We start from the raw sequence: 25,956 nt of genomic DNA, 5'->3' as shown, positions 1-25,956 counted from the left end.
GAGATCTACACTCTCTCCGTCGTCGGCAGCGTCAGATGTGTATAAGAGACAGGTCCATCCCGGGAGGAGGAGTAAGAGTAGGAGAAAGAGGAAGATTGCTAACGCCATGAACACCAATCGATCCTTCCTCGATCCATCGGTCCTCTCGCGCCTCATGGCGCTGCCGTTGAACGCCCGTCAGGCCATGCTCGGCAACGTCTCCGGTCATCACCGCAGTCCCGTGCGCGGTTCCTCCCTCGAATTCGCCCAATACCGCAAATACGTCCCCGGCGACGACACTCGCCGCCTCGACTGGCGCACGTGGGGCCGCAGCGACCGTTTCTACATCAAGGAATTCGAGGCCGACACGAATCTGCGGCTCTGCCTGCTCATCGACACCAGCGGCAGCATGAACTTCGGCCCCGCCGGAGCCACACGCTTCGACTACGCCAAAAAACTCGCCGGCACGCTCGGCTACATCGCCGCTCAGCAGGGCGATGCCGTGGGCCTGCACTCGCTCGCCGAAAAGTCCGTCGAAATCCCCGCCAAACGAGGTGCTTCGCATCTCGGTCTCGTGTTGGATCAAATGGCCGCCATCCAGCCCGTTGGCGACACCACGCTGCTCACCGCACTGCACGACGCCGCCGAAAAAATTCGCCAGCGCGGCCTCGTTGTCATCTTCAGCGATCTCTTCGTGCCACCGGCCGAACTGAAGAGCGCCATCCAGCACCTGCGCTTCCGCAAGCACGACGTCGCCGTCTTCCATCTGCTCGATCAAAAGGAACTCGACTTCGACTTCGACCGCCCCGCCCGCTTCATCGACATGGAAGGCGGCGAAGCCGTCCTCGCCGACCCCAGCCTCATCGCCCGCAACTACCGCGAGGCCGTGAAGCAATACATGCATGAGATCGACGACCTCATCCGCACCACCGCCATCGACTACCACCGCGTCAAACTGCACGAGAAATACGATGACGTGCTCGTGAAGTTCCTCCTCAGCCGCGTGCAGAAGAAAGGGGGAAGGTGATGAGTTCTGAGAGCAAGCCTCGCCCTTCTTTGCCACACGCCTTCATGGGCGCGGCTATCGGCGGATTGGTCGTGCATTGTTATTTCTACTTCACTGACTCACCAAAGTTCAATTCCGCCAAATTACCAATCTTCTTCGTCATGTTGGCCGTGAGTTCATGGTTTGTCTGGAGGAAGAGGCAAAAAGCCAAATTGGGCGAACCTTATTCGGAAACATTTTGATATGTCTTTTGGTCAACTCATACACCCAACGCTTTCAAGAACGCGTCAGCGTCGTGGAGTGCGGCGGCAGAGATGCCGGGGCCTCCCGGCATCGGCGACGCCGCTGTCGAGAGCCCTCAGACGTCCAAATGCTCAAACTGCTCTCGACGGCGGTGTCGTCGGGGCAAAGGGCTTGCGCCTTGCCCCTCTGCCACCGCACTCCACGACGCTGACGCGCGAAAATGGCGGCGAAGCCGTCCTCGGCGCCCCCGGCCGCAACTACCGCGAGCCCGTGAGGCAATACGTGCACGACATCGACGACCTCGTCCGCACCACCGCCATCGACTACCACCGCGTGAAGCTGCACGAAAAGTACGACGACGTGCTCGCGCGGTTCCTGCTGACACGCATTCAGAAGAAAGGAGGCCGGTGATGGCGACTAAAAGCCGGTCTTTTAGTTACGTCCTCGCATCAGCCATTGTCGGCGTGAGTGTTGGAGGACTGCTGGTGCAGTTCTATTTTTACGTCAACGGATCGCCACGCTATGATGCTCTGAAAGTGCAGATCAAAGTGGTTTTTCTGATCGTTGGGCTTTTGTGGGTGAGACGAGCTAAAGCAAGAGTTACCCCATGACCTTCCTCGTCCCAGCACTGCTCTTTGCCCTGCCGCTCGCGGTGTTGCCGGTGGTCATTCATTTGATCCATCTGTATCGGCGGCGGCAGGTGAAGTGGGCGGCGATGATGTTTCTGCGCATGGCGCAGCGCATGAACAAAGGCCTGTCGCGGCTGCGGCAGATTTTGATCCTGGCGTTTCGTGTGCTGGCGGTGGCGGCGATCCTCTTTGTCATCACGCGGCCGATGGCGGGCGGTTTGCTCGGGCTCACCGGCGGCGTGCCGGATACCGTCATCGTGCTGCTCGACCGCTCGGCGAGCATGGAGCAGCAAAACCTCGCCACAGGCAGCAGCAAGCGCAGCGCGGGCCTCGCGAAGCTCTCGCAGGCGCTGCGCGACACCGTGGGCACGCGCTCGAAGCTCGTGCTCATCGAAAACGCGCACCTCCAGCCGCAAGCGCTCGAAAAGCCGGAATCATTGACCGATCTGCCGATCACCGGGCCCACGGACACGAGCGCGGACGTGCCCGCGATGCTGCAAAGCGCCCTCGACTACATCGCCACGAATCAAACCGGCCGCACGGATGTGTGGGTGCTCAGCGACCTGCGTCAAAGCGACTGGGATGCCGGCGGCGGACGCTGGCAGGCACTGCGCAGCGGCTTCGCCAGCCTCAAAGGCGTGCGTTTTCATCTGCTGACGTATGCGCAACCTGCCGCGCAGAATTTGAGCATCGCCGTCGAGCGTGTCACGCGACGCGAAACCGCCGAAAAAGCCGAGCTGCTGCTCGATGTGCGCGTCACGCGAGCGGATGCGGCCAAGGAACCACTCGAACTTCCGCTGCGCTTCGTCGTGGGCGATGTCAGCACGAACTTCAAAGCCGAGATGAAGGACTCGCAGCTCGTGTTGCAGGCGCACGCCATCCCCATCGCCAAAACGATGAAGCAGGGCCACGGCCGCGTCGAATTGCCCGCCGATGCCGCGCCGAGCGACAACGTCTTCCACTTCGTCTTCGCGGAACCGCCCGTGCTGCGCAGCGTGATCGTCAGCGACGACGAGGCCACCTTCACGCCGCTGCAGGCCGCGCTCGAAGCCGCCGCAGACCCGACGCGGAAGTATGCGTGCAACGTTTTGCCGCCCTCGCGTGCCGCCGAGATCGCGTGGGACGACACCGCGCTCATCGTCTGGCATGCACCGCTGCCGAAAGAGGGCGACCTCATCGCCAAACAGCTCGCCAATGCCCGCTGTGTGGTCTTTTTGCCGCCCGAGACGCCAAACACCAACGCCTTCGCCGGTCTGCAGTGGGGCGCGTGGAGCGGCGACAGCAAACCCGCCACCGTGAGCTGGTGGCGCAACGACGCCGGCCTGCTCGCAAACACGCGCAGCGGCACCGCGCTGCCTCTCGGCGACCTCGAAGTGCAGCGCCGCTGCGACATTCTCGGCGAAGGCACGCCGCTCGCCCGTCTCGGCGAAAACCAGCCGCTGCTCATGCGGGCGAACACCACCGGCGAAAACCAAATCTGGTTCCTCGGCACGCTGCCTAGCTCTGGAGCATCGACTTTGGCCCGCGATGGTGTCGTGATGTTCGCCATGCTGCATCGCGCCCTTCAAGATGGCTCCAAAGGCCTCGGCAAAGCGCAGCAGCGTGAAGCCGGAGTGAATGCCCTCGGGTCCGGTGAGTGGAAAAGACGCGGCGAAGCCGTCTTGAGCACCGAACTGCCTCTGCGAGCCGGAATCGCCGAAAGCGGCGATAAACTTGTCGCGCTCAATCGGCCGCTCCGTGAAGACGCGCCGGATTTCCTCGGCAAAACAGCCCTCAGCGAGCTTTTCGCCGGTCTCGACCATCACATCATCGAAGACCAGGTCGAAAACGAAACCAGCCTCGCCAGCGAGATCTGGCGCACGTTCCTTTTCCTGATGGCGATCGCACTTCTTGGTGAAGCGCTGCTGTGCATGCCTCCGAAGCGTGAAATCCAACCCGTGAATCCTTGATGCAGCCAACGACCAGCCAACTCGTCTTCAATCCCACGCCTGAGGCCTTCGCCATTGGCGTGGCGTTCGTCGTGGCGGTGGCGGGGCTGGCGTTCATGGCGTGGCGGCGCAGTGGCTGGCGGACGATGACCGGCTGGCTGGAACTGCTGCGCGTGATCATCGCGATCGGCATCGCGATCACGCTGTTGCAGCCGGAGTGGCTGGAGACCTTCAAACCGCAGACGCGGCCCGTTTTGGCCGTGCTGGCGGATGTTTCGGGCTCGATGAGCACGAAAGATGTCATTCGCGGTCAGGAAGCCATCGCGCGCGAGGAACTCGTAAAGCCGCTGATAGACGAAAAACTCTGGGCGAAGCTCAAAGAGCGCATGGATGTGGTCATCGAGCCGTTTTCACCTGCGACGACCGATGGCACGGACATTCACGCGGCCCTGCTCGGTGTGCTGGAAAAGCAGCCAAACCTCAAATCGGTCGTTTTGATCAGCGATGGCGATTGGAACATGGGCCAGCCGCCTTCCCAAGCCTCCACGCGGCTGCGCATGCGCGAGGTGCCGGTGTTCACGGTGCCGGTCGGTTCAGAGACGCGGCTGCCGGATGTCGAATTGAGCGGCTTTGACGTGCCCACCTTCGCCGTGGCGGGCAAACCGTTGCGCATTCCGTTTGTCATCGACAGCTCGCTACCGCGTGACGAGGTCGTCGTGCTCGAAATGAAATCCACGAGCGGCGAGATAATCACCAAAGAGGTCACGCTGCCTGCGATGAGCCGTTATCAGGACGCCATCGCGTGGAAGCCGGAGAAACCGGGCGAAGTGAAGCTCACGCTCACGATTCCGAAGACGCCGAACGAACGCTATCCCGAAAACAACACGCAGGAAGCGCCGCTCAGCGTGCGCAAGGAGCAGCTCAAGGTGCTGGTGATCGAAAGCTTTCCACGTTGGGAGTATCGTTACCTGCGCAATGCGCTCGAACGCGATCCCGGCGTCGAGGTGAACTGCCTGCTGCTGCATCCCGGTCTCGGCAAAATGGGCGCGGGACGCGGCTACCTCGACAAATTCCCGAAGGACGAGGAGTTGACGAAATTCGACGTGATCTTCCTCGGCGATGTCGGCACGCAGAAAGGCCAGCTCACTGGCGAGCAATACACCGCGCTGCAAAAGCTCGTGCGCGATCAAGCGGGCGGCCTCGTCTTCATGCCCGGCTTCCACGGTTTTCAATCGTCGCTGCAAGAGACACCTCTCGCCGACCTGCTGCCGGTGATTTGGGATGCCGCGCAGCCTCGCGGCTGGGGATCGAGCGCACCGGGCAAGTTCGCGCTCACCGAAGCCGGCATGCGCAGCCTTTTGACCAAGCTCGAAGATACCGACGAAGCCAGTGCCCGCGTGTGGAGCACGCTGCCGGGCTTCCAGTGGTATGCGCCAGCGCTTCGCGCGAAAGCAGGCAGCGAAGTGCTCGCCATCCACGGTAGCGAGTCGAATCAATTCGGCCGCGTGCCGCTCATCGTCACGAAGACCTACGGTGCGGGCAAAATCCTCTTCATGGGCACCGACGGGGCATGGCGCTGGCGCAAAGGCGTCGAGGACAAGTATCACTACCGCTTCTGGGGGCAGGTGGTCCGCTGGATGGCCTATCAGCGCAACATGAGCAGCGGCGACAAGATGCGCCTCTTCTACTCGCCCGACCGTCCCCGCACAGGCGATGTGCTCACGCTCAACGCGAACGTCATGAGTGTGACCGGCGAGCCGCTGCGCGAAGGCGCGGTCATCGCCCAAATCGCCGCGCCAAGCGGCAAAGTGAGCAGCGTGCGCCTTCTCCCCGCCGGCGAAGAAGCCTGGGGCCTCTTCAACGGCACCTTCACACCGAACGAACCCGGCGAGCACGTCGTCGAACTGAGCTGCGCCGAGGCTGGATCGCGTTTGGAGACCAAAATCTCCATCCAAGGCACCAGCCGCGAAAAACGCGGCCAACCGGCTCGCATCGACGTGTTGAAGGAAATCGCCCAATTCACCAAAGGTGCCGTCTTGGATGCCACGAAGCCGCAAAGCATCGTCGATGCCATCGCCGCCATCCCCGAGGCCGCTTATCAAGAACGCCGCCTGCCGATTTGGGCACATCCAGCCTGGGCGGGAGTGCTCGTCGTGCTGATGGGCGTGTTCTGGGTGGGAAGAAAGGCTGCCGGGGTGTTCTGACCGCCAAATCACGTCTTGTCAGCGGCGAGGCGGTTGAATAGACTCCGTTCATGATCTTGGAACTTCCTGAAATCAGCGCCATTCGACGTTTCAGCGCGGATGATCTGCGGCTGGAACTGGCATGCGCCTTGTACGCACGCGACCGGATCAGCGCGGTGACGGGCGCGGACATTGCGGGTATCGACTTGGTGAGTTTTCAATGCGCGCTGCACGAACGTGGGATTCCCCGTCAGTATTCAGCTTCGGATCTCAAGGAAGACCTCGCCACGTTGGACAAATTGTTTCCGGCATGATCGTCGTGGCGGACACCTCGGTGATCTTGAATCTCTGCTGTGTGGGGCAGGCCGACTTGCTGCAGGCATTGTTCAAGCAGGTATGGATTCCTGAGGAGGTGAAAGCAGAGTTTGAGAGGCTGAGCCAGCACCGGCAACGTTTTCAAGGCCTGCAGATTCCTGCCTGGGCTGCCATCCGGCCGGCAGTTGCCATTCCAGCGCACCTTTCAGCGATGCCAAATTTGCACGCCGGGGAGACCGCCGCCCTGGCGCTGGCCCTGGACTGTCATGCGGATGCCGTGCTGCTACAGGCGAGGCGGGCAGGCCTTCTTTCGGCCATCAAACCTGTGATCGAACGCCTCGAAACGGATGCTGGATTCTGGCTTGCCCCTGCCCTGGTGACGGAGGCGCTGGAAAACTGTGGGGAAACTTGATCTCCAGGACATCGAAACCCAATCAAAAACTCGCCGCCGGCGTTAGATAGGGAAGCATCACTCGACTCACCATGAAAACGCCACTGCCGCCGATCCTTGAATCGAAGCTCGCGGATTTTCGCAAGCGCGTGTGGATGGTGAAGATCCTCGAAGGGGTTCTGGCAGGTGTCGTCGGCGTTTATGCGTCCTGGCTGATCCTGTTCGTTCTGGATCGTGTGATGGAGACGCCGGTCTGGATGCGCTGGACGCTGATGATCGGTGGAACGTCGGTGCTGGCCGTCGGACTGCCGTGGATGTGGCATCGCTGGGTGTGGCGGTTGCAGCGGCTGGAGGATGCCGCACGACTGCTGCGGCGGACGTTTCCCCGTCTGGGCGATCAACTGCTTGGCATCGTGGAACTGGCGCGGCACGAGGATGCGAGCCGCAGCGAGCGACTGGTGCAGGCCGCGATGGAGCAAGCGGCCAAGGCTGTGCAAGATCGCGATCTGAAGCCGGGCATGCCGACGACGCTGCTCAAGCGCTGGACGTGGGCAGCGAGCGCTCTGATTGTTGTTTTTGTCGCTGCATGGTTCGGCGTTCATGAAGCAGCGAAAAACAGCCTGGCCCGCTGGCTGATGCCGTGGAAGAACATTGAGCGCTTCACCTTCGCGAAGATTGAGGCGCTGCCGAAGCGGCTGGTAGTGCCGTATGCGGAGCCGTTTGACCTGGCGGTGCATCTGCAAAAAGACACGCGCTGGTCGCCGCAGCAGGCGAAGGCGTGGATCGATGGCCAGCCAGTGATCGTGAGCGCTTTGACGGACGGCAGGTATCCATGGGCGTTTCCGCCGCAGAAATCAGACGTCGAGCTGAAGGTGTCTCTGGGCGATGTGCGAAAGACGGTGAGCATTCTGCCCCGCCTGCGGCCGGAATTGACCGCGCTGGCGCTGCGCACACGGCTTCCGGCTTATCTGCAATACAAGACCGAGCCGGTCATCGACGCACGGAGTGGCACCATCAACGTGCTGACGGGTTCACAGGCGGCGCTGGAGGCCACGGCTTCGCGGGAACTGGCCAGCGCGCAGGTGAATGGCGAGCCGCAGCCGGTTTCGGGCGAAACGATCAAGACCTCCTATGAACCGGTGACGGCTGACACGGAGAAGCGGGTGATGTGGAGGGATCGTGACGGGCTCACGCCGCTGGAGCCGCTCGTTTTGAGGATTCGTGCGGTGAAGGACGAGCCACCGCGTCTCGCCGCCCGTCGGGAGACTTTGGAGCAGGTGGTGCTCGATTCTGAAGTGGTCGTTTTCGATGTGAATGTGCAGGATGACTTCGGTGTCCGGCGCATGGGCCTGGAGTGGCGGAGCGTGAATGACGACAAGACGAAAGGAGACCGCATCGCCGCCGCAGGAGCGCCGGAGAAGAAGGAGCTGGCTGCCAAGGCGACGTTTTGCGCGTCACGTGACGGCGTGGAGCCGCAGACGCTCGAAATCCGCGCCTGGGCGGAGGATTACCTGCCGGACCGGAAGCGGGCGTATTCGGCCGCGTTTGTGCTGCACGTGCTGAACAAGACGGATCACGCGCTTTGGCTGACGGAGCAGTTCGGCAAGTGGCTGGAGTCGGCGCGCGAGACCTATGAGCGCGAGCAGCAACTGCACGCAACGAACCGGGAACTGCGCCAATTGACCGCCGCGGAGCTGGACCGCCCGGAAAACCGCCGCCGCATCGCGCAGCAGGCCAGCGCGGAGACCGCGAACGGATCGCGGCTGAGCTCGTTGAACCAAAGCGGCCGCAGTTTGGTGGAACAGGCGACGCGGAACGATGAGTTCGACGCGCAGCGGCTCGAATCGTGGGCGACGATGCTCAAATCGCTGCAGGACATCGCCAGGAACCGCATGCCGAGCGTGGCGGAGTTGTTGAAACAGAGTTCGGGGGCCCAAGCGGGCGCGAAGGGCGAAGGGCAAAGGGCGGAGAGTTCGCCAAGCGGGAACAAGCCGCCGAGTGATCAGAAGCCGCAAGGGGGCGAAAGCAAGGCGGGGAAGCCAAGTGCGCCGCAGATCGCGAACGGAGCGGAGTTGCCGAAGGGGACGCAGGGCGGGAAGGCTTCGACGGAGGAGTCGAAGAAAGAAAACAAGCCGAGCATCGCGGATCGTGAGGGATCGATGAGCAAGACGGAGCCGAAGGCGGCTGATGAAAGCGCCAAGCCAGCACCGCCGTCGCCCGGCGGGATGAAACTGCCGACAACACAGCTGGCAGCGGCCGCGTCGAAGAAGAAAGAGGGTGAGGAGGAGGCGAAGCCGGCGGAAACTCAGGCGCAGCAGAAGATGGACGAGGCAATTGACGAGCAGAAGCTGCTGCTGGCGGAGTTTGCGAAGGTTTCCGACGAACTGGCGGCCGTGCTGGCGAGCCTGGAGGCGAGCACGTTTGTGAAACGCCTGAAAAAGGCGTCACGGGACCAGATGATCGCCGCGAAAGACCTGAACACGAAGACGCTGAGCGCCTTCGGCCTGGACCGCAAGCCGGTGAAGGAGGCCGCGGACATCGCCGAGCACGAAAAGAAGCAGAGCGAGGTGGTGCGCCTGATTCAGAGCGATCTGGAGGCCTACTATGCGCGCAAGCCGGAGATGCATTTCAAGAACGTCATCGGGCAGATGAAAGACACGCAGGTGGTGAAGGTGCTGCAGTATCTGGGCGATCAGGCGGCGGTGAACCTGAGTGGCAGCAGCATGGCGGGCGCGGAGTTCTGGGCGGACACTTTTGACCGCTGGGCGGAGGAAATGGTGGCGGCGAGCGAGTGCAAGGCGTGCAGCTCGTGCAGCGCCGACAGCCTGCCGCCTGAAATCGTGCTGCAGGTGATGAAGGCGCTGCGTGATGAGATGAAACTGCGTGACGAGACGCGGGAGCTGGAGAATGCGAAGCCAGCGCTGAAGAGCGCGGAGCACGGGCGGCAGGCGGCGAACCTGGCCTCGAAGCAGTTCGGCATCCAGGCGAGCGTTCGAGGCGCGTTCGACGACATCCTGCACCTGCCGCAGGGGAAGGACAAATTCAGCCGCGAACTGCGACTGCTGGGCGCGACCATGGACGTGATGATGGAAGCCGCAGGCCTGCTGGACAAGGCCGACACTGGAGATCCGGCGATCGCCGCGGAGACGGAGGCGATCGAGCTGTTGCTCCAGGCCAAACGGCAGGGTTCCAAGGGCGGTGGCGGCGGGGGATCGAATCCCGGTGGCGGCGGCACGGCGGCGGCAGCGTCGGAAGCGGCGCTGGCGGATCTGGGCGACGGTTCAGACGCCGAGACAAAGGCTGAAGCGCGGCCGGTGGGCCAATCGACCGGAAAAGCCGGACGGGAGCTGCCGGAGGAGTTCAAGACGGGACTCGATGCCTATTTCAACAAGCTGGAGGCCGGTGATCGATGATGCGGCCTGCGCTTGTCCTCACTCTCTGGCTTGTTCTCTCCGGTTTCGCGGCGGCGCAGACCTATCACACCCGTGCGGAGTTGAAAAAGCCGCTTTCGGACCAGGTGGAGAAGGCGCTGGGCGAGTTCATCGAGCTCTGCGGCCCGGAAAAGCAGAAGCAACTGGCCGCGCACATGGAGGAGGTGATCAAGGCCATCGATGACGCGGCGAAGCTGACGGCGGATGAAAAGGCTGCCCTGCAATCCGCGGCAGACAAGGCGGTGGAAGGTGCCGTGAAAGCCTGGAAGCAACCGGCCACGCTGGCGATGCGGACGTATCTTTCGCGCACGTCTGAAACGGCGGCCTTGCGTCATGTGGGGACGTGGAAGCCTGAAATCGCCGCGTCGAACGAGCCGGTGGAAGGCTGGACGCCGCCACAGGAGGACCAACAGTGGCTCGCCACGCTGGAAAGCACGCTGGGCGCAGAACGATTCAAGGCCTGGGGTGATGTGGAGGCGAAGGCAAAGACGGAACTTGGCAACGAAATCGACCGTTATCTCACGCGATGGGGTGGAGAGGCCCGAGGACCGATGAACGACGACTTGCAGGCAAAGATCACCCTGATGAAGACCGCGCTGAAACTCGATGAAGCGAACGGGAAGGCGCTGGAGAAAGCGGCGGACGCGCTGCTGACGCGGCTGGTGGACTCGGAGCGCAAACGCGCGGCGGAGATGCTGCGCACGATGGTTCCGGCGGCACGGAAGAACATCATGGGCCGCAGCTATTTCTATGTGCGCTTTGACCGGCCGCGTGGGGAGGCCTGGGACAAGCTCTGGCAGGAAACTGCGGCCAAGGTGCTGCCAGCGCCGCTGATGACAGCCTGGCTCAAGGTGGAGGCGGAGGAGCATGCGAAGCTCCAGGCGGAGCTGGAGGACATGATGAAGCCGTCAGAACAGCAGGCGCGGCAGCAGATGGAGACCGCCTTGAACACGGAGATCGACAACATGGCCGTCACGTTGAACCTGGACAAGGAAAGGCAGAAGGCGCTGGAGACGCTGTCGAAGGAGGCGATCGACCAGTCATTGCAGCAGGCACGCACAGGCTGGCTGCAACAGGCACGCAACTACACGGCCACGGAACGCAAGCGGGTGGCCGGGAATGTCTATTTTGGCGTCAGCGAGGAGCAGGCGGCCGGAGCGCTGCCAGTGTGGAAGGATGGCTTGAAAAAGATCCTCTCCGAGGCCGAGCTGGCTCATCTGGAGTCGGACACGACCCAGCGCAGGGAACGCACGACCCGGGCGACGGCACGGGCCTGCCTGGCGGAAATGGACAAGACGCTGGTCCTGAGCGCCGGGCAACGCGACAGGCTCGAACCGCTGCTGATGACGGCGATGGAGCCGCTGATCGGCCAGCGCAGCCAGCAATACTGGAGCTACAACCCGGTGCAGTTGTTCCAGCGGGCCGGAAAGGTGGAGGAGAAGCTCGTGCGCGACATCCTGGATGACAAACAGCACGCACGCTGGGTGGAACTGGTCAGGCCGGCGGGAGGCTCGTCGCGCAATGCCATTCCAAAGGCCTCCACCTCCGGCGAGGTCGGAGACATGGAGGTGGCGATCGCCGCGCACCTTTACAAACTGTTCGTGACCGAGCGCAAACGGGTGCTCGAAAACATGATGCCGCTGGTCGAGGACGCCCAGCGCGTGCTGAGCCTGCCTCCAGACGTGGTGGCCCGTCTCACCACGGCGGCCAAAGGGGCCGTGGAAGAGAGCCTGGGGCTGTGGCGGCAGAACACGGAGCGCTATGTGCGTCAGACGGTGCAGTCAGCCACGCCGAAAAACGTCCTGCAGGCCCTCGCGGCCACGGAACGGGTCTCTTTTGGCCGGATGGAAGGCGCCGCGCAAAATTCAGCGCTGTGGCAGACGGCTCTGAGCACCAGCCTCGATGCCGGGCAGCGCCAGCGGCTCAAGGAGGTGACGGATGCGCGACTGAAGTACCGCCTGGGGGCGATGGCGGCCATGAGCGTGTCGGAACTGGATCGCCGTCGCCGCCTGAGCACGGATCAAAGCGCGAAGCTCGAGGAAGCGATCCGGAACGTCGTGGCCGAGTATCTGCCGGAGATCGAGCGCCACATGTCGTTCCAGTGGTTCCTGCAATACTACTACGCGCTGGTGCCGCTGGGCGGAGTTCCGGAGAAGGAGTTGCAGGCGATCCTGACGCCCGAGCAGTGGAAGCTGGTCAAAGAACGCGACCTGCCCGACGCCATGCAGTATTGGGAGGGCATCAAGACCAGCCACGACCAACGCCTGAAGCAGGGCGGGAACGCGGGGCAGAACTTGTTTAACGGAGGAATGATCATCGACCAATGAACAAGAGCGAAGAGCGAAGGGCGAAGGGCGAAGGGCACTGGCAGCGAATGGCCCTTGTTGCGATTTATGGCTGGGGTGCTGCCCTTTGCCCTTCGCCCTTTGCTCTTCGCGCCCAAGACCCCGCCCTGCGCTTCGGCGGCGCCATTCCGCAGGAGGTGGAGACGGTGTATGAGCGCGGTCTGGCGTGGCTGGCGTCGAAGCAGTCCGACCAAGGCGGCTGGCAGGGCAGCAACGATGGCGCGGGCGTGGATGGCATCTGTGTCATGGCGTTTCTGGCCAGCGGGGAGGATCCGAACTTCAGCCGCTACGCGCCGAACATCCGGCGTGCGCTGCGGGCGATGATCCGGTCGCAGGACGCCACCACGGGTTACCTGCCGAACAGCATGTATCATCATGGTTTCGCGATGCTGGCCCTGTCCGAGGCCTATGGAGCGGTGGACGAGGCCCTGCTGTGGGAAGGAGAGAAACCGGTGCGCACGATCGGACAGGCGCTCGATCTGGCCATCCGCTGCGCCGGCACCGCGCAAAAGGTGAACCGCTGGGGCGGCTGGCGGTACATGCCCAACTCCACGGACGCTGACACCTCGGTGACGGGCGCCGTGCTGATGGGCCTGCTGGCCGCACGCAACGCAGGCATGGAAGTGGCCGACGAGGTCATCGACGCCGCGCTGGAGTACATGCGCCGCAGCACGGGGAAGGACGGCAGCGTGGCCTATGCCGGTGGTTTTGGCGGCTTTGGTGAGTCGATGAACCGCAGCGCCATCGCCACGCTGGTGGCCGCGGTGTCGAAGCACAAGGACAGCGATGAGTTCAAGGCCACCCTGAAGCACATCACCGACCGCCTGGAGCACAACGAGGGCAACTACAGGGAGTACTTCCGCTACTACATGGCGCAGGCCTTGTTCCAGAGCGACTACGCGTCGTGGCAGAAGTGGAACACCGCCACCGCCCGCGCGCTGGGCGACACACAGGCGGCGGACGGCAGCTTCAACAACGACGCCTACGCCACCGGCATGTCCCTGCTGGCGTTGGGGCTCAATTATCGCTTCCTGCCCATCTACGAACGCTGACGCGGCATGACGAACCCCACTCCAGCCACGAACCCCCGAGACGGCAGCCCACGCGCCGGTCTGCGGCTCCATTCGTCATTCGCCATTCGTCATTCGTCAATTTTCACCACGTTTGTCCTCCTTCTCAGCATCACCCTCCTCCCCGCCTCCGAGCTGCACTGGGAGAATGGCGAGTGGATCGGCGGTCATCCGATGGAGATCACGAACGACCACGTGGTGTGGCGCTCGGAAATTTTCACCGAGCCGCTGAAGGTCAGTCTCAGCGTGCTGCGGCGCATCCGCAAACTGCCGGAAGACCGGCCGACGAAGGAGACCTTCAGCCTGCGCATGGCGGACGGATCGCGGCTTTACGGCAGCATCATCGCCATGGATGCGAAGACGGTCACGGTGAAGGCGGCCCGTTTCGGCACGATCAAAATCGAACGCAGCGCCGTGGCCAGCATCAAGCGGCTCAAAGGCGCGGGACTGCTCTTCGCCGCGCCCACCAGCACCAGCGGCTGGGTGGAAAAAGACGTCAAAAACAACAACAAGCTCTGGCGTGTCGTCGGAGGGGCCGCGTTGAAGCAGTTTGGGTGGAACCGCAGTGTGACCCTGCCGCTGGAGCTGCCGGAGCTGGTGGAGATGCAGTTCGATCTCTCCGCCACGGTGCGGCCGGAGTTCAAACTGACGCTGAAGGCCTCGGCGACCGAACAAATCAGCATCGAGACCTGGATGGACGAGCTGGTGCTGAACGGGCGCTCGTTTCAAGCGCTGCGGACTTTGAAGGAGAGTGATCACCGCGCGACGCTGACGCTGGTATGGAACCGCAAGACCGGCCTCTGCGCGGTTTACAGCGCCGACGGCAAAAAACTGGCCGAAGCCAGCGAACGTCCGCCCGAGGCAGCCAAAAAAGAGGACACCAAGGCTGCGAACGATGCGAAGCCGGCCGGCGGCGGCCTGTTCGGCGCCCTTCTCGGCGTGGTGCAGGGGGCGGCACAGGCACAGATCAATGCCCTGCGAGTCCAGGCCGAAGCACGCGGCCAGCCGCAGCCGGAAACGATGTCCGCCGGAGTCACGCTGCTAAACAAAGGCCCCGATTTGCGGCTGGAGGGCCTGCGCATCCGCGAATGGAGCGGTGTGCTGCCCACGGATCTGACCAACTCGCGACCCCGCGTGGAATTGAGCGACGGTCATCATCTCAAGGCCTCCGTCGTCAGCGCAGACGCGGCCGGTTTGACGCTGCGCAGCAAGGACAACGGCAGCCAGACCACGCTGTCGTGGGACAAGGTGCTGGCGATCGAGATGGAGCCGCATTCGCCGTTCTTTGGGTCGCTTTCGCCAGGCACGGAGCTGTGGTTCGCCGACGGCGAGTGGATCTCCGGCCTGCTGCTGCACCTGCGCAATGAAGTGGCCACGATGGTGACGGGCTGGTGCAAAGATCCCGTGTCCTTCAAGTTCGGGGAGGCCCGGCGGTTCGATCTGCGCGAAAACAAACCCGGACCTTCATCGCCGCCACTCAACACGCTCGATGTCCTGACGATTGGCGACAGCAAAAAGGCGCTGCACGGCACGCTGGATGGCGACGGCCAGCCACAACCCAGCTGGCGCGTGGTTGGTGGCTTGCATTCAGCCCGCATGATCAATGCCGGCAGCTTCCAGATCACCCGTGCGGCCCGGCCTCAGGCCGATGACACGCGTGCCGCTGCCTTGTTCTACCTGAGCAGCGGTGACACGCTGCCGGGAACACTCCGTGCCATCGACTCCAGGCAGGTGGACATCGATTCCAGCGTCTCGAGTGTGAAGCATCTGCCTGCCGACAAGCTGCAGGCGATTCAATTCGGCGGAGCGCCTCTGAATCTCGATGGCTTCGAAGATCCCGGCTGGCAGCGCATCCGTGGCGGTGCCAGCACGGTCAAGCGCAGTGGCAAGGCGGCGCTGGAGCTGGAGCCCGGCGGCTCGTGGGCGCATCCTTCGTTCATGCAGGTGAATGAGATCAGCTTCTCGCTGCTGAGCACCGGCTTCAACGCGCTGCGGGTGCGCCTGTTCTGCGAAGGCGTGAATCCCGCCGCGCCCAGCACGAACCTGCTCTTCGGCCACATGGGCAGCGAGGTGTGCTTCGGACTCGAAGCCAGCGGTGACCAGATGGACCGGCAATTCCGCGTGAGCAGCAGCGGACCTGCGAATGTGCGCATCGTGACCGGCGAAAACGACCTCGAAATCTTCATCAACAACGTGTCCGCCCGCAGGATCAATCTGGGAGCGAAGCCGCGTGGCGGCGGCGGCATCATCATCGAGCCTTTCAGCCTCTGGGGAAATGGCGAGCGGCAGGTGAAGATCCAGGAATTCAGCGCCCGCATCGCCCCCGGCCGCGTGGCGGTGCCGATCGTGGACACCAAGTCGAAGGAGCACGCCCTGACCGTGCCACGCTTCCGCAAGGAGGATCCGCCGCGCCATGCTTTGCTGGCGGCGAACGGTGATCTGCTGCGTGGCGTGATCGAAGCCGCCACGGCGCGGCATTTCGCCATCCGCTCCGGTTTGGAGACGATCCAGGTGCCACGGGACCGCGTGAAGGCCGCCGTCTGGCTGGTGCAGCCGGCGGATGCAGTGAGCGCCGCCTTCGCCGCGGAGCAAGCCGTGCCGCCTGTCATCACGCACTGGCTGCTGCTCAACAACGGCGGCCGTCTCGGCCTGAAGGTGGACCGTTTCGATCAAGACGCGGTCGTCGGCAAAAACGAGCTTCTGGGCGACTGCCGCGTGCCGCTGCCGCAAGTCCACATCATCCGCACCACCACTCCACCGGAAAGCGCCGCCCTGGCCGCCCTGCGGGACTGGAAGCTGAAGTATGCGCCTGAACCGGTGCTGCCGGAGTCAGGCGGCCAGAGTTCACCGCTGCTGAACCAGCCCGCGAAGACCTTCAAACTGCCGCTGCTGGCGGGTGGGGAGCTCGATCTGGCGCAGGAGAAGGGCAAAGTCCTGGTGCTCGACTTTTGGGCGACGTGGTGCGGCCCGTGCATCAAATCGCTGCCAGACATGATCGACCAGATGGCGGGTTTCGATCCACAAAAGGTCCGCTTCATCGGCGTGAACCAAGGCGAGGCGAAGGAGCAGGTGAAAACCTTCCTCGAAACGCGTGGCTGGAAGTTTGAGGTGGCTTTTGATGCCAACCAGCGCATCGGCCAGTCCTTCGGCGTGGAAGGCATCCCCCACACCGTCATCATCGATGAGCACGGCAGCGTGGCCTATGTGAAGACCGGCTACGAGCCTGATGGTGCGAAGAAGATCGCCGAAACCGTGAAGAAGCTGCTGGAGAAGTGAGACCGGCGGCGTTTGGAGCAGGCGCGAAAAAATACCTTCTGATGACCGACCCCGGCCGAAACTACCTCTCCTGGAAGATCTGGGCCGTGTATGCGGCCCTGTTTGGCATTTCGATCCCGTGGTACTGGCCGGTGGAGGATGCGCGGACGCTGGGCGGCTTTCCGCTGTGGGTGGTGGTCTCCATTCTCGGCTCAGCGGCCATCTCAGTCTTCACCGCCTGGCTGTTTCTGCGCTGCTGGCCGGCCGATGAGGAGGACGAGGCGGCATGATCCTGGCGGCGGCAGCGGATGTGATCCCTTTCGGCCCGTGGGCGATGGTCTTCATCGCCCTCTACCTGCTTTCCATGGTGCTGATCGGCTGGCTGGGCATGCGGGCACGGCAGGAGAACACGCTGCGCGATCATTTCATCGGCGGCTCGGGCGTGGGCTTCTTTGTGCTGCTGCTGACCTTGTTCGCCACGCAGTACAGCGGGAACACGATCCTGGGTTTCTCGGGCAAGGCGTATCGCATCGGCTTCGCGTGGCTGACGTGCGTGCACTTCATGACGGCGATCATCGTGACCTACCTGCTGTTTGCGCCAAAGCTGTTCAAGCTGGCGAAGCAGCACGCGTTCGTCACGCCGACGGACTATTTGCAGCATCGCTTCAATCACCGCGGGCTGAACCTGCTGGCGACGCTGATCATGGTGGCGTCACTGTCGAATTTCTTCCTCGCCCAGCTCACGGCGATGGGACGTGCGGTGGAAGGGCTCACGACCCTGCATCCGGAGACGGCCTTTGCCTGGGGCGTGGTCATTCTGGCGGCGATCATGCTGGTGTATGAGACGATGGGCGGCTTCCGTGCCGTGGCGTGGACGGATGTGATCCAGGGCGGGGTGCTGGCGCTGGGTTTCGCCGTGCTGCTGGTGCTCATCTTCAAGGAATACGGCTCGATGGAGGAGACGACGCGCAGATTGCTTCAATCCGCGCCCGAGAAGGTGCGGCCGCCGAAGGGCATCGAACTGCGCAACTGGATCAGCTACATCTTCCTGCTGGGTGTCGGGGCGGCCTTGTATCCACAGGCGATCCAGCGCATCTACGCGGCCAGGTCAGCCGCGACTCTGCGCAAAAGCATGGCCGTCATGGCCTTCATGCCTCTGGGCACGGCCTTGATCGCGGTGCTGGTGGGCGTGACCGCGGCCGCGCATCTCTCCAGCGAGCTGCAAGGTGCCAGCACCGACGCGGTGCTCGGCGTGATGCTGCGCCACGTGCAGGAGCAAAGCCTCTTTGGCCATGCGGTCGTGGTGGTGGTCTTTGCCGCCGTGCTCGGTGCCATCATGTCCACCGCCGATTCCGCGCTGCTTTCGATCTCCAGCATGGTCACGAAGGACCTGTATGCCGGTTTTGTGAATCCCACGATGGAGCAAGGGGCGCTCACGCGGCTCGGGAAATGGATCTCCACCGTCTTCATGGTCACTCTGGCGGCCCTGGCTGTGTGGCTGAACAATTCCGGCACGAAACTGACGCTGGTGGAGCTGCTGGAGATGAAATTCGACATGCTGCTGCAGCTCGCGCCGGCCTTCATGATCGCGATTCATTGGAAAGGCATGCGGTCCGGCCCGGTTTTCGCCGGAATGCTCGTCGGACTGGTGTTTGCGCTGTCCTTTTTCTGGGTTCCGGCCCAAGGCGGCGGCTTCATGACCGCGCTGAAGACTTCGGGCTTCCATCCCGGGCTGTATGCGCTGCTTTTGAACATCGTGATCGGCGTCGCAGGTTCGTGGATCGAAAATGCCCGCCGCTCCAGTACGTGAAACAGGCGCGACCCCCATGAAAAGATCGCGCCTGCGTGGTTCAAGTGATCGGAAACTCCCCGGATGCGCAGAGGCGTTCGGCAACAGCCGCCGGCATCCGGGAAGCCCGGGGACCACTAGAAGTTGACCCGGATTCCGCCCTTCACGTAGTGGGCGTTCTGGCCGCCGTAGTGGCCTTCATAGCCGGCATATCCCGAGATGGATTTCGCGAAGGAGTAGCTGGTGTTGAAGCGCACAACGGCCTGGGTGTCGCTGTTTCCGGCGAAATTGACCGGATAGTTCACCGTGGGCACGGAGGCGATGTTCACCGCCATGGCGCTCTTATCATTGACCAGGAGCTGCTGCACGAAGGCGGCGAGTTCCACGCTGAACGGACGGCCGGCTAGTTCGGTGCTCCACAGGGCGGAGAGACCCGCCTCGGCCATGAAGCGGCGGTCGCTGTAACCACCGACGTTCAGGGCGTCAATGGCACCCGATTCGCTGAAGCCACCAACGCTGGTGTCCGAATACGTGAGGGACAGGCGTGGGGCGATGGAGACATCACCGACGCGCCAGCCTTTGTATTGAACACCGAGGAAGCCGACGTAGCTGCTGGCATCGGTGGAGCCGGTGACGACGCCGTTCACCGTCTGACGGGTGAGGTCGAAGTCCTGGCTGTAGTAACCGAAGCTGCCGAAGACGGTGAAGCTCTTCGCCACGGTGAAGCGACCGAACAGCATGGCACCGAAGCCTTCCGACTCCGCATTGCCGAGCGGGGCGCTGATGCTGCCCTCGCTCATGCTGCCGGCGATGCCGACGGTGTGGTCTTCAGAAGCGAGGAAGTTCAGCCCCGCGTAGTAGTCGTTGCGGCTGACGTCGGCATTGTCCGCCGTCGTCTGGTTGCCGTAGGTGTAGCCGACGAACATGGACATGTACTCAGGAGAGTCGGTGGGGCTGTCCTCGCTGATCTGGGCCGGAAGGTAGGTCATTGGAGACACACGGTCCTGGATGCTCTGCACCAGCACCTGGTTGCCCAGGAAGGCATAGTCGGAGATGGAGCCGTAGTAGTCAGGGACGTACTTGGCGAGGTCGCTGGAGGCGCTGCCGGTGGCATCGATGATCTGCCTGGCCAGGAAGCCGACGTTGGAGAAGGTGCGGTCAGAATCGATCTGATTCGTCACGCCTGGGCCCACAGCGGCGAAGGCGACGCTGAAGAGCGCGGCGGCGGCACCGCTCTGGTTCGCATTGGCACCCAGTTCGGAGAAGGTGCTGGTCGGACCATTGAGGCCGGTGGCGGTGATGTCGCCCGTGTTCACATCGAACACGACAGCGGCATTGGTCACAGGCAGACCTGCACCGGCTGCGCCGTCCGCGTCGAAGGTCACGCTGTTAAAGTAGCCCGTGGAGCGGATGGGAGCGCCGAGATTGGTGGCGATGATCTGGAAGCTGTCGCCCTGGGAGGGCAGGAAACCGTTGAAGCCCTGAACATTCAGCACGCTGGTGGCGATGTTGAGCGTCACCGTGCCGGTGGTGGTGACCTGGTCGTGGCCGAACGATCCTGGAGGCACGTTGTTGACTCCCGGACCGGCAAGGCCGCCGATCTCCATGTTCGCCGTGGCGTTTTCCACGTAGTTCCCGACGATGGCCAGGATGCCCGGAGATGCACCAGGCGCGAGCGTGCCGTTGTTGATGAAGTCGCCGTTCACAGTGAGGAAGCCGCTCACGGTGGAGCCGTTCGGATTGGTGAAGCTGCCGCCTGTGTTCACCGTGCCGCCCACAGGGCCGACACCGTTGAGGACGTCATAAACGATGCTGCCGTTGGTCAGGTCCAGCGTGCCGCCGGAGTTCACGGTGATCGTGTTGCTGTCCAGAACGCCGCCGCCGGTGACGGTGAGGTTGTTGTCCACCGTGGTGGTGTCCGTGGTGGTGGTGCCACCGCCGACACTCACGCTGCCGCCGCTGAGATTGGTGTTCGGAGCGTTGAGGGTGCCGGTGAAGCCGGAGCCGTTGGTGACGATCAGCCTGCTGGCGTTCGTGTTGACCGTGCCGCCGCCGAGCAGCGTCTGGAAGGTCTCGTTGCCGCCATTGAGGTTGAGCGTGCCATCGACGGTCACCGAAGCGGTGTCGAGGATCAGTTCAGGGGCGCCAAGGCTGAGCGTGGAGCCGGCTGCCACGTTGATGGTGCTGGCATCCACCGTGCCGTTCAGCGTGACAGCACCCGCTGTGTTAAGCGTGCCCGCTCCCAGCTTCGCGTTGAGCACGGAGCCGTTGTTCAGGTTGTAAGTCGCTGCGGTGAGCGTTCCGGTGCCATTGATGGTGCCGGTGTTGGTGAGGGAGGCGATTGTGTCATCGACCGAGCCGAGGTTCAGCGTGCCGTCATTGGTCACTGCCGTGGTGAGGTCGAGACCGCCGTTGCTGCTGTCCAGCGTGGCCGCCGCAGCGATGCTGACAGCCCCGCTCTTCACACTGCCGGTGAGTTCCACCGTTCCAGCGTTGATGCTGGTGCTGCCGATGTAGGTGTTGGCGCCCGCGAGCACCACTTTGCCCGTGTGGTTCACGTCACCGATGGTGAGCGAGCCATTGCTGATGACACCGTTCATGACGGCCCAGTCCACGTTGGCGGCCACGTTGTTAGCCGGATCGGCGTCATTGGCCTTCACGAGGATCGTGCGGTTGCCGCCGCTGAGATTGATGTTGTTTTCGAAGTTCACCTTGTCCGTGGCATGCTTGGAACCAAAGATCAGTGCGTTGCTGTTCTGCACAAAACTACCGCTGCCCCAGACCATTGTCTGGCCGTTGCTGAGCTTCACATTGAGCTGACCATCCGCAGCTGCGAAGCCGCCACTGCCTGTCCACTGCACACGATTGCTCTGCGGACCAACGTAACGGGTGAAGTCCCCATTGGTCATCAGCACCGCATCAGACGTCGCAGTGCCAGCGAAGTTCACGTTGCTGTTCTCATTGATGCCAGTGCGGTCTTGCGCCTGAAGCGTCCCGCCTTCGAGGATGGTCTGGCCCGTGTATGTGTTGAAACCATTAAACTGCACCAGACCGCTTTGGATGTGAATGCTGGCCCCGGTGCCAGTGCCAGGCGCAATCGCTCCGCCCGCAGGAAGAATGGATGCCGCACTGTCATCGGCTATGGAGCCATTGAATGTGATTTTATTCCCCGTGCCTGGATTGAGATTAACGGTGGCTCCCGTCATCATGAAAAGATCCGAACCTGCGCCCACACCACTTTTTCCTGCGACGGTGCCGCTGTCTGCCGCCTGACCGCTGCCGCCGACGGCATTGTTGCCATCAAAGAGGGCATTGCCTGTGATGTTAAGCGTACCACCGGTCCTGACGAAAATCGCTCCGCCAAAGCCGCTGCCGCCATTGCCACCCGCAGTGGGAGTCAAATTGTCAACGCCACTGGTTCCAGTGCCGCCGCCAAAACCGCCTGATCCGCCAGCGCCGCTGGAACCGTCCAAGCCGTCGTCACGCTTTCCTCCGGGCAAAGCTGCGTAGCCAGGTGACCCGGCAACGGGCTGGACAATCTCGGTGTAAGGTGCCTGATAAGCATGCGCCACGGCGTACTTGGGGTCCAGGCTTGGATTGCCATCGGGATCAAAGCCTGCGAGATTTGCCAGCACCTCGGGAAAGAATGCAGCGCTGCCTGTAACAGCAGCGACTGCCGCAATCTCCGCCCAGCCGGTGTAGCTCGCGCCAGTGCCGCCTGCGCCGCCGTTGCCTCCTGAGCCACCGCCAGCACCGAAGCCACCGAGTCCCCCTGAACCGCCACCTCCGGCGTCACCGCCAGCGGCACCACCTTGGAAAAGGGAAAGCGCCCAGTTGGCCCCACCCGCACCGCCGTCGCCGCCATTACCGCCAGCACCACCGCCGTAGCCGAAGGAACCCGTCCCGCCAACGCCACCGGTTCCGCCACCACCGCCACCACCGATTTGACCATCTGCCAGGGCTTTGTCGAAAGCCCCAAGGGCCGCAATCGCTGCCACTTCGTTGACCGCAGCCTGAACCACGGCCGGAACCTTGCCCGACGCCACGTTTGCTGTCACAGGATTCGACGCTGCCGCATTCAGTTCCCCGATGGCAACGATAAGCGAATAGGTATTCTGCTCCACACCGATAATGAGCGAAGGGCTCGAATTTCCACCGTCTCCACCATCTCCGCCGTTTCCGCCTTTGGCACCGACACCGGAGGTGTTGCTTGCTCCGTTTGTTCCCTTTGTTCCTGACGTGCCATCAACCCCAACCAGGAGGTCCAAGGGAGGAGTGACGCCCGATTTACCGTCAGGAAGCAAGGTGCCACCCAGAAAGATGCCATTCAGGGAACCTCCGATTTTTCCAACCCCGCCCTGTCCGCCGACTACGGTGTTCGTCAGTAGGTTCACATTATTCAGGGTGACCGTTGACCCCTCATTCACGAAGATTGCTCCGCCCAAACCAGCACCACCACCGCTCCCGGACCCGCCAACAGTGTTGAAGTTTTGCAGCGTGGCGTTGCTGATCGCCATCGTGCCTGATGTGACGAAATAGCCCACGCTGTTGTTGCCGTTGATCGTGGCGCCGGCGGCGTCAAGACTGTTGCTTCCGTTGAGAAATGTTCCCGGCGTCGGCTCCACCGCCCAGGCGGGCAGGGCGAGGTTCATGGAGAGGACCGCAGCCAGTGCCGCATGCGGCAGCCGGTTGAGGAAGGTCGGCTTGCGCCGCGACTTTCGAGTGTGTTTTCATGGGTATGCACGAGGTCGTGCATCCCGCATCCACAGATTCCCTGTCCGCGTGTTACCTCGCCGATGAATCTTTTTTTGAAGACGCCGTCGCCGCAGCCTCGACGAGCTCGTTTTTCGCCAGTTCCAGCCGCTCTTTCGCGCGTCGCAGCTCATACTGCGTGAATTTGGCGCTGGCTTCGGCACCCCTGGTTTCAAAGGCCCGGATCACCTCCTGCAAGACTGGCAGGGCCTCCTGCGGACGCTGGAGCTTGATGAGCACGTCCGCCAAGTCGGACAGATCCGCCTGGCGCTGCAAGGTGTCCGACTGCCGGACATCGTGGATGGCGGCCAGCTCCCGCAGCCGCGCCTCGGCCTTGTCGAGCTTGGGGATGCTGCGGAGCACGTTGGCATGCAGGCGCAGGAGCTTTTCCGCCTCCACGGGCAGGGTGCCATCCGGCTGGCGCAGACGTTCCAGCCATTCATGAGCCACCACGCCCGCGTCGCGGTGCCGTTTCAGGAACATCAGGAGGGAAACACGGGCTTCCACCAGCTCCCGCGTCCTGGGATGCATTGGGCCGCCCTGCTGGTCGCAAAGCCGCGAGGCATCCCGCAGCAGGGTCAGCCGTCCTTCGCCATCACCTCGCTCTTTGAGGCATCCAAGCATGAACCAAAGGCAGTCGCTGGCGAATCCATCCACGGGTCCGACCGAGCTCCAGTAGCAGTCCAGGGCCTTGTGACCGGCGCTCAAGGCCTCCTCCGTGAGGCCGGCTTCGTGGCAGTTGCGCGCATGCTTCTCGAAGGTAAGCGCCGTGCGCACATGATCGGCACCGATCTCTGTCACGGCTTTTTCGCAGTTTTGCCGGCCAATCTTCAATGCCTCCTCACGGCGTCCGGAACGAAACAGGGCGTTGGCGTGAGTGAATCGAATCCGCAGCACATAACTCTCCTGCAACTCCTCCTTCTCCAGGCTTTCGGCCAGCCGCAGCGCCTCCGCGAGCAGCGGCACTGCCTCAGCGGCCCCGGCATCACCCTGCGCGATGAGGGCGTCTGAGAGTGACACAAGGACCATCGCCAGATCCGGGCTGCCGCCTGGCTCCGGGTGGCTGCGCTGCCAGGCCAGCACCTGCCGCAGCAGCGCGATGGCTTCCTCCCGCCGGCTCTTGTCGGCAGTCAATGTGATCCCCAGATGATGGCGGAGCCGCCAAAGCTCCGGCGCGTCCGCGTCGGCCGCCGCGCCGAGTTCCTTGAGGGTCTTTTCCTGCGCTGCCACCGCCTCGGCACCGCTCTCCTGCAGCCACATGCCGCTGATCAGGGCCGCCTTCCGAACCGGGCTCACGGGATAGTCGCGCACGCGCTGGAGCAGCTCACGCCGAGCGACTTCGGGATCGAACTGACGGCCGTTGCTCAGGTAGTCCAGGCCGTTGAGCGAATCCAGGATGATGGCGGACACGTTTTCCGCCTCATCCCTTTCTCGCAGTGCCTCTGCCTGGGCCTTTTTCGCCTCCCGCGCCTGCCAGACGGACACCACCGTGCCGATGATCAGCGACAAGGACGTGCCCACAATCGCAAACGTGACCGCCTTGTGCCGCAGCGCCAGCTTCCCCAGCCGCTCAAACGATCCCACCGGCCTGGAAAGAATCGGCACTCCCTTCAAAAAGCGCTCCAGTTCATCCGCCAGGAACCCCGCTCCCGGCAGCCGCCGCGCAGGCTGTTTTTCCAGGCAACGCAGGATCAGCGTCGCCAGGTCCGCCTGGATCTCACGGATCGGGGCCATTGACGGCTCCGCCTTCACCGCCTCTTTCTCCCTCGAACGTGAGACCAGCTTCCCCGTCGAGCTCAGTTCCGGCTCCTCCTCCGTGATCCGCTTCATCACCTCCACGGCGCTGCCGCCCTGGAACGGCAGCCGACCGCTGAGCATCTGGTAAAGCATCACGCCCAGCGCCCACACATCACTCGCCGTGGTGATCTCCCGCGCCTTCCCCGCCGCCTGCTCCGGGCTCATGTAATGCGGCGTCCCCACATGCGCCTGGCTGCGTGTGAGCTGGAACTCCGCGTCCAGCACCTTCGCCAGTCCAAAGTCCGACAGCATCGGCTTCCCGCTCACATCCAGCAGGATGTTCGCCGGCTTCAGATCCCGGTGCAGCACCCCGTGCTCGTGCGCATGCTGCACCGCACGGGCGATCCGGCTCATCATCTGCGCCGCCTCACGCTCGGACAAAACGCCCTTCCTCTTGAGCCGGTCGGCCAGCGTGCCGCCCTCCGCCAGCCGCATCGTGTAATACGGCAGGCCCTCCTCCTCCCCGCTGTCATAGATCGGCACGATGTCGGGATGATCGAGCTGCGCGATGGCCTGCGTCTCCGCCTTGAAGCGACCCGCCTCCTCACGCGTGGCAAAGATGGCATTGCGAATGACCTTCAGGGCCACCACGCGCTTGAGCTTCGCATCCTGCGCCTCATACACGATGCCCATGCCGCCGCTGGCGATCTCCCGCACCAGCCGGTAGCCGGCAAACTCACACGGCAGCACCAGAGTGCGCACCGGAGGCCGCAGACTGCCGTCCGGCGGAGCCGTTTCCGCCGCGATGCCCTCATTGAGCAGGCACACCAGGCACACGCCGTCACTCTCCAGCCGGCCAGCGCAGACAGGGCAGAGTTTCTTGGCGGCGGCATCGCTCATGAC

Annotated in this window: 14 protein-coding genes; 12 read left to right on the top strand and 2 right to left on the bottom strand. The window is 63.1% G+C overall.

Annotated features, from left to right (window positions below; genetic code table 11):
* Nucleotides 1-106 precede the first annotated feature (106 nt).
* The 12 genes from IAE77_RS21540 to IAE77_RS21485 all read left to right on the top strand — a co-directional run bounded on the left by IAE77_RS21540 (nt 107) and on the right by IAE77_RS21485 (nt 18,585).
* Nucleotides 107-1,006 carry a DUF58 domain-containing protein gene (locus IAE77_RS21540; protein WP_294231231.1) on the top strand — a complete coding sequence of 300 codons (900 nt, stop codon included), beginning with the start codon at nt 107-109 and terminating at the stop codon, nt 1,004-1,006.
* A gap of 393 nt (nt 1,007-1,399) precedes the next feature.
* Complete coding sequence (locus IAE77_RS21535) at nt 1,400-1,639, top strand: hypothetical protein (protein ID WP_294231230.1); 240 nt, start codon at nt 1,400-1,402, stop codon at nt 1,637-1,639.
* A gap of 196 nt (nt 1,640-1,835) precedes the next feature.
* A complete protein-coding gene (locus IAE77_RS21530; RefSeq protein WP_294231229.1) occupies nt 1,836-3,806 on the top strand; it encodes a BatA domain-containing protein in 1,971 nt (656 codons plus the stop codon).
* Nucleotides 3,806-5,989, top strand: a complete 2,184-nt coding sequence (locus IAE77_RS21525) for a hypothetical protein (RefSeq protein ID WP_294231228.1) — start codon at nt 3,806-3,808, stop codon at nt 5,987-5,989. Before IAE77_RS21530 ends, IAE77_RS21525 begins: the two co-directional genes overlap by 1 nt.
* A gap of 50 nt (nt 5,990-6,039) precedes the next feature.
* Nucleotides 6,040-6,282 (top strand): UPF0175 family protein, encoded by a 243-nt coding sequence (locus IAE77_RS21520; protein WP_294231227.1) that lies wholly within the window; start codon nt 6,040-6,042, stop codon nt 6,280-6,282.
* On the top strand, nt 6,279-6,695 hold the full coding sequence (locus tag IAE77_RS21515) for a DUF3368 domain-containing protein (protein ID WP_294231226.1): 417 nt from the start codon (nt 6,279-6,281) through the stop codon (nt 6,693-6,695). Before IAE77_RS21520 ends, IAE77_RS21515 begins: the two co-directional genes overlap by 4 nt.
* Before the next feature lie 71 nt (nt 6,696-6,766).
* Nucleotides 6,767-10,087 carry a hypothetical protein gene (locus IAE77_RS21510; RefSeq protein WP_294231225.1) on the top strand — a complete coding sequence of 1,107 codons (3,321 nt, stop codon included), beginning with the start codon at nt 6,767-6,769 and terminating at the stop codon, nt 10,085-10,087.
* Nucleotides 10,084-12,432: a hypothetical protein gene (locus IAE77_RS21505; RefSeq protein WP_294231224.1), complete on the top strand. Its 2,349-nt coding sequence runs from the start codon at nt 10,084-10,086 to the stop codon at nt 12,430-12,432. Before IAE77_RS21510 ends, IAE77_RS21505 begins: the two co-directional genes overlap by 4 nt.
* Complete coding sequence (locus IAE77_RS21500) at nt 12,429-13,502, top strand: squalene--hopene cyclase (RefSeq protein ID WP_294231222.1); 1,074 nt, start codon at nt 12,429-12,431, stop codon at nt 13,500-13,502. The genes IAE77_RS21505 and IAE77_RS21500 overlap by 4 nt, the downstream gene beginning before the upstream one ends.
* A 6-nt stretch (nt 13,503-13,508) precedes the next feature.
* Entirely contained in the window at nt 13,509-16,796 is a 3,288-nt protein-coding gene (locus IAE77_RS21495) for a TlpA disulfide reductase family protein (RefSeq protein ID WP_294231221.1), read from the top strand.
* A 41-nt stretch (nt 16,797-16,837) separates the two neighbouring features.
* The gene (locus IAE77_RS21490) at nt 16,838-17,065 is read left to right on the top strand and encodes a hypothetical protein (RefSeq protein WP_294231219.1); all 228 of its coding nucleotides are present in this window, start codon (nt 16,838-16,840) and stop codon (nt 17,063-17,065) included.
* A complete protein-coding gene (locus IAE77_RS21485; protein WP_294231217.1) occupies nt 17,062-18,585 on the top strand; it encodes a sodium:solute symporter family protein in 1,524 nt (507 codons plus the stop codon). Before IAE77_RS21490 ends, IAE77_RS21485 begins: the two co-directional genes overlap by 4 nt.
* Before the next feature lie 116 nt (nt 18,586-18,701).
* Here the strand turns inward: IAE77_RS21485 and IAE77_RS21480 are convergent, their stop codons facing one another.
* Nucleotides 18,702-23,216 (bottom strand): hypothetical protein, encoded by a 4,515-nt coding sequence (locus IAE77_RS21480; RefSeq protein ID WP_294231215.1) that lies wholly within the window; start codon nt 23,214-23,216, stop codon nt 18,702-18,704.
* A gap of 133 nt (nt 23,217-23,349) precedes the next feature.
* Nucleotides 23,350-25,953, bottom strand: a complete 2,604-nt coding sequence (locus tag IAE77_RS21475; protein ID WP_294231213.1) for a serine/threonine-protein kinase — start codon at nt 25,951-25,953, stop codon at nt 23,350-23,352.
* Between the last annotated feature and the right edge of the window lie 3 nt (nt 25,954-25,956).

The organism is Prosthecobacter sp. (genome assembly GCF_014879935.1).
In the GTDB taxonomy this organism is placed as follows: Bacteria; Verrucomicrobiota; Verrucomicrobiia; order Verrucomicrobiales; family Verrucomicrobiaceae; genus Prosthecobacter.
The sequence above is the reverse complement of the archived record's forward strand: the minus strand, read 5'-3'. Positions and strand labels throughout refer to the sequence as shown.

What these genes read in the sequence shown, in the direction of transcription:
- IAE77_RS21540 (WP_294231231.1), top strand. Translation starts at nt 107, where the DNA reads ATGAACACCAATCGATCCTTCCTCGATCCATCGGTCCTCTCGCGCCTC.
- IAE77_RS21530 (WP_294231229.1), top strand. Translation starts at nt 1,836, where the DNA reads ATGACCTTCCTCGTCCCAGCACTGCTCTTTGCCCTGCCGCTCGCGGTG.
- IAE77_RS21525 (WP_294231228.1), top strand. Translation starts at nt 3,806, where the DNA reads ATGCAGCCAACGACCAGCCAACTCGTCTTCAATCCCACGCCTGAGGCC.
- IAE77_RS21520 (WP_294231227.1), top strand. Translation starts at nt 6,040, where the DNA reads ATGATCTTGGAACTTCCTGAAATCAGCGCCATTCGACGTTTCAGCGCG.
- IAE77_RS21515 (WP_294231226.1), top strand. Translation starts at nt 6,279, where the DNA reads ATGATCGTCGTGGCGGACACCTCGGTGATCTTGAATCTCTGCTGTGTG.
- IAE77_RS21510 (WP_294231225.1), top strand. Translation starts at nt 6,767, where the DNA reads ATGAAAACGCCACTGCCGCCGATCCTTGAATCGAAGCTCGCGGATTTT.
- IAE77_RS21505 (WP_294231224.1), top strand. Translation starts at nt 10,084, where the DNA reads ATGATGCGGCCTGCGCTTGTCCTCACTCTCTGGCTTGTTCTCTCCGGT.
- IAE77_RS21500 (WP_294231222.1), top strand. Translation starts at nt 12,429, where the DNA reads ATGAACAAGAGCGAAGAGCGAAGGGCGAAGGGCGAAGGGCACTGGCAG.
- IAE77_RS21495 (WP_294231221.1), top strand. Translation starts at nt 13,509, where the DNA reads ATGACGAACCCCACTCCAGCCACGAACCCCCGAGACGGCAGCCCACGC.
- IAE77_RS21490 (WP_294231219.1), top strand. Translation starts at nt 16,838, where the DNA reads ATGACCGACCCCGGCCGAAACTACCTCTCCTGGAAGATCTGGGCCGTG.
- IAE77_RS21485 (WP_294231217.1), top strand. Translation starts at nt 17,062, where the DNA reads ATGATCCTGGCGGCGGCAGCGGATGTGATCCCTTTCGGCCCGTGGGCG.
- IAE77_RS21480 (WP_294231215.1), bottom strand. Translation starts at nt 23,216, where the DNA reads ATGAACCTCGCCCTGCCCGCCTGGGCGGTGGAGCCGACGCCGGGAACA.
- IAE77_RS21475 (WP_294231213.1), bottom strand. Translation starts at nt 25,953, where the DNA reads ATGAGCGATGCCGCCGCCAAGAAACTCTGCCCTGTCTGCGCTGGCCGG.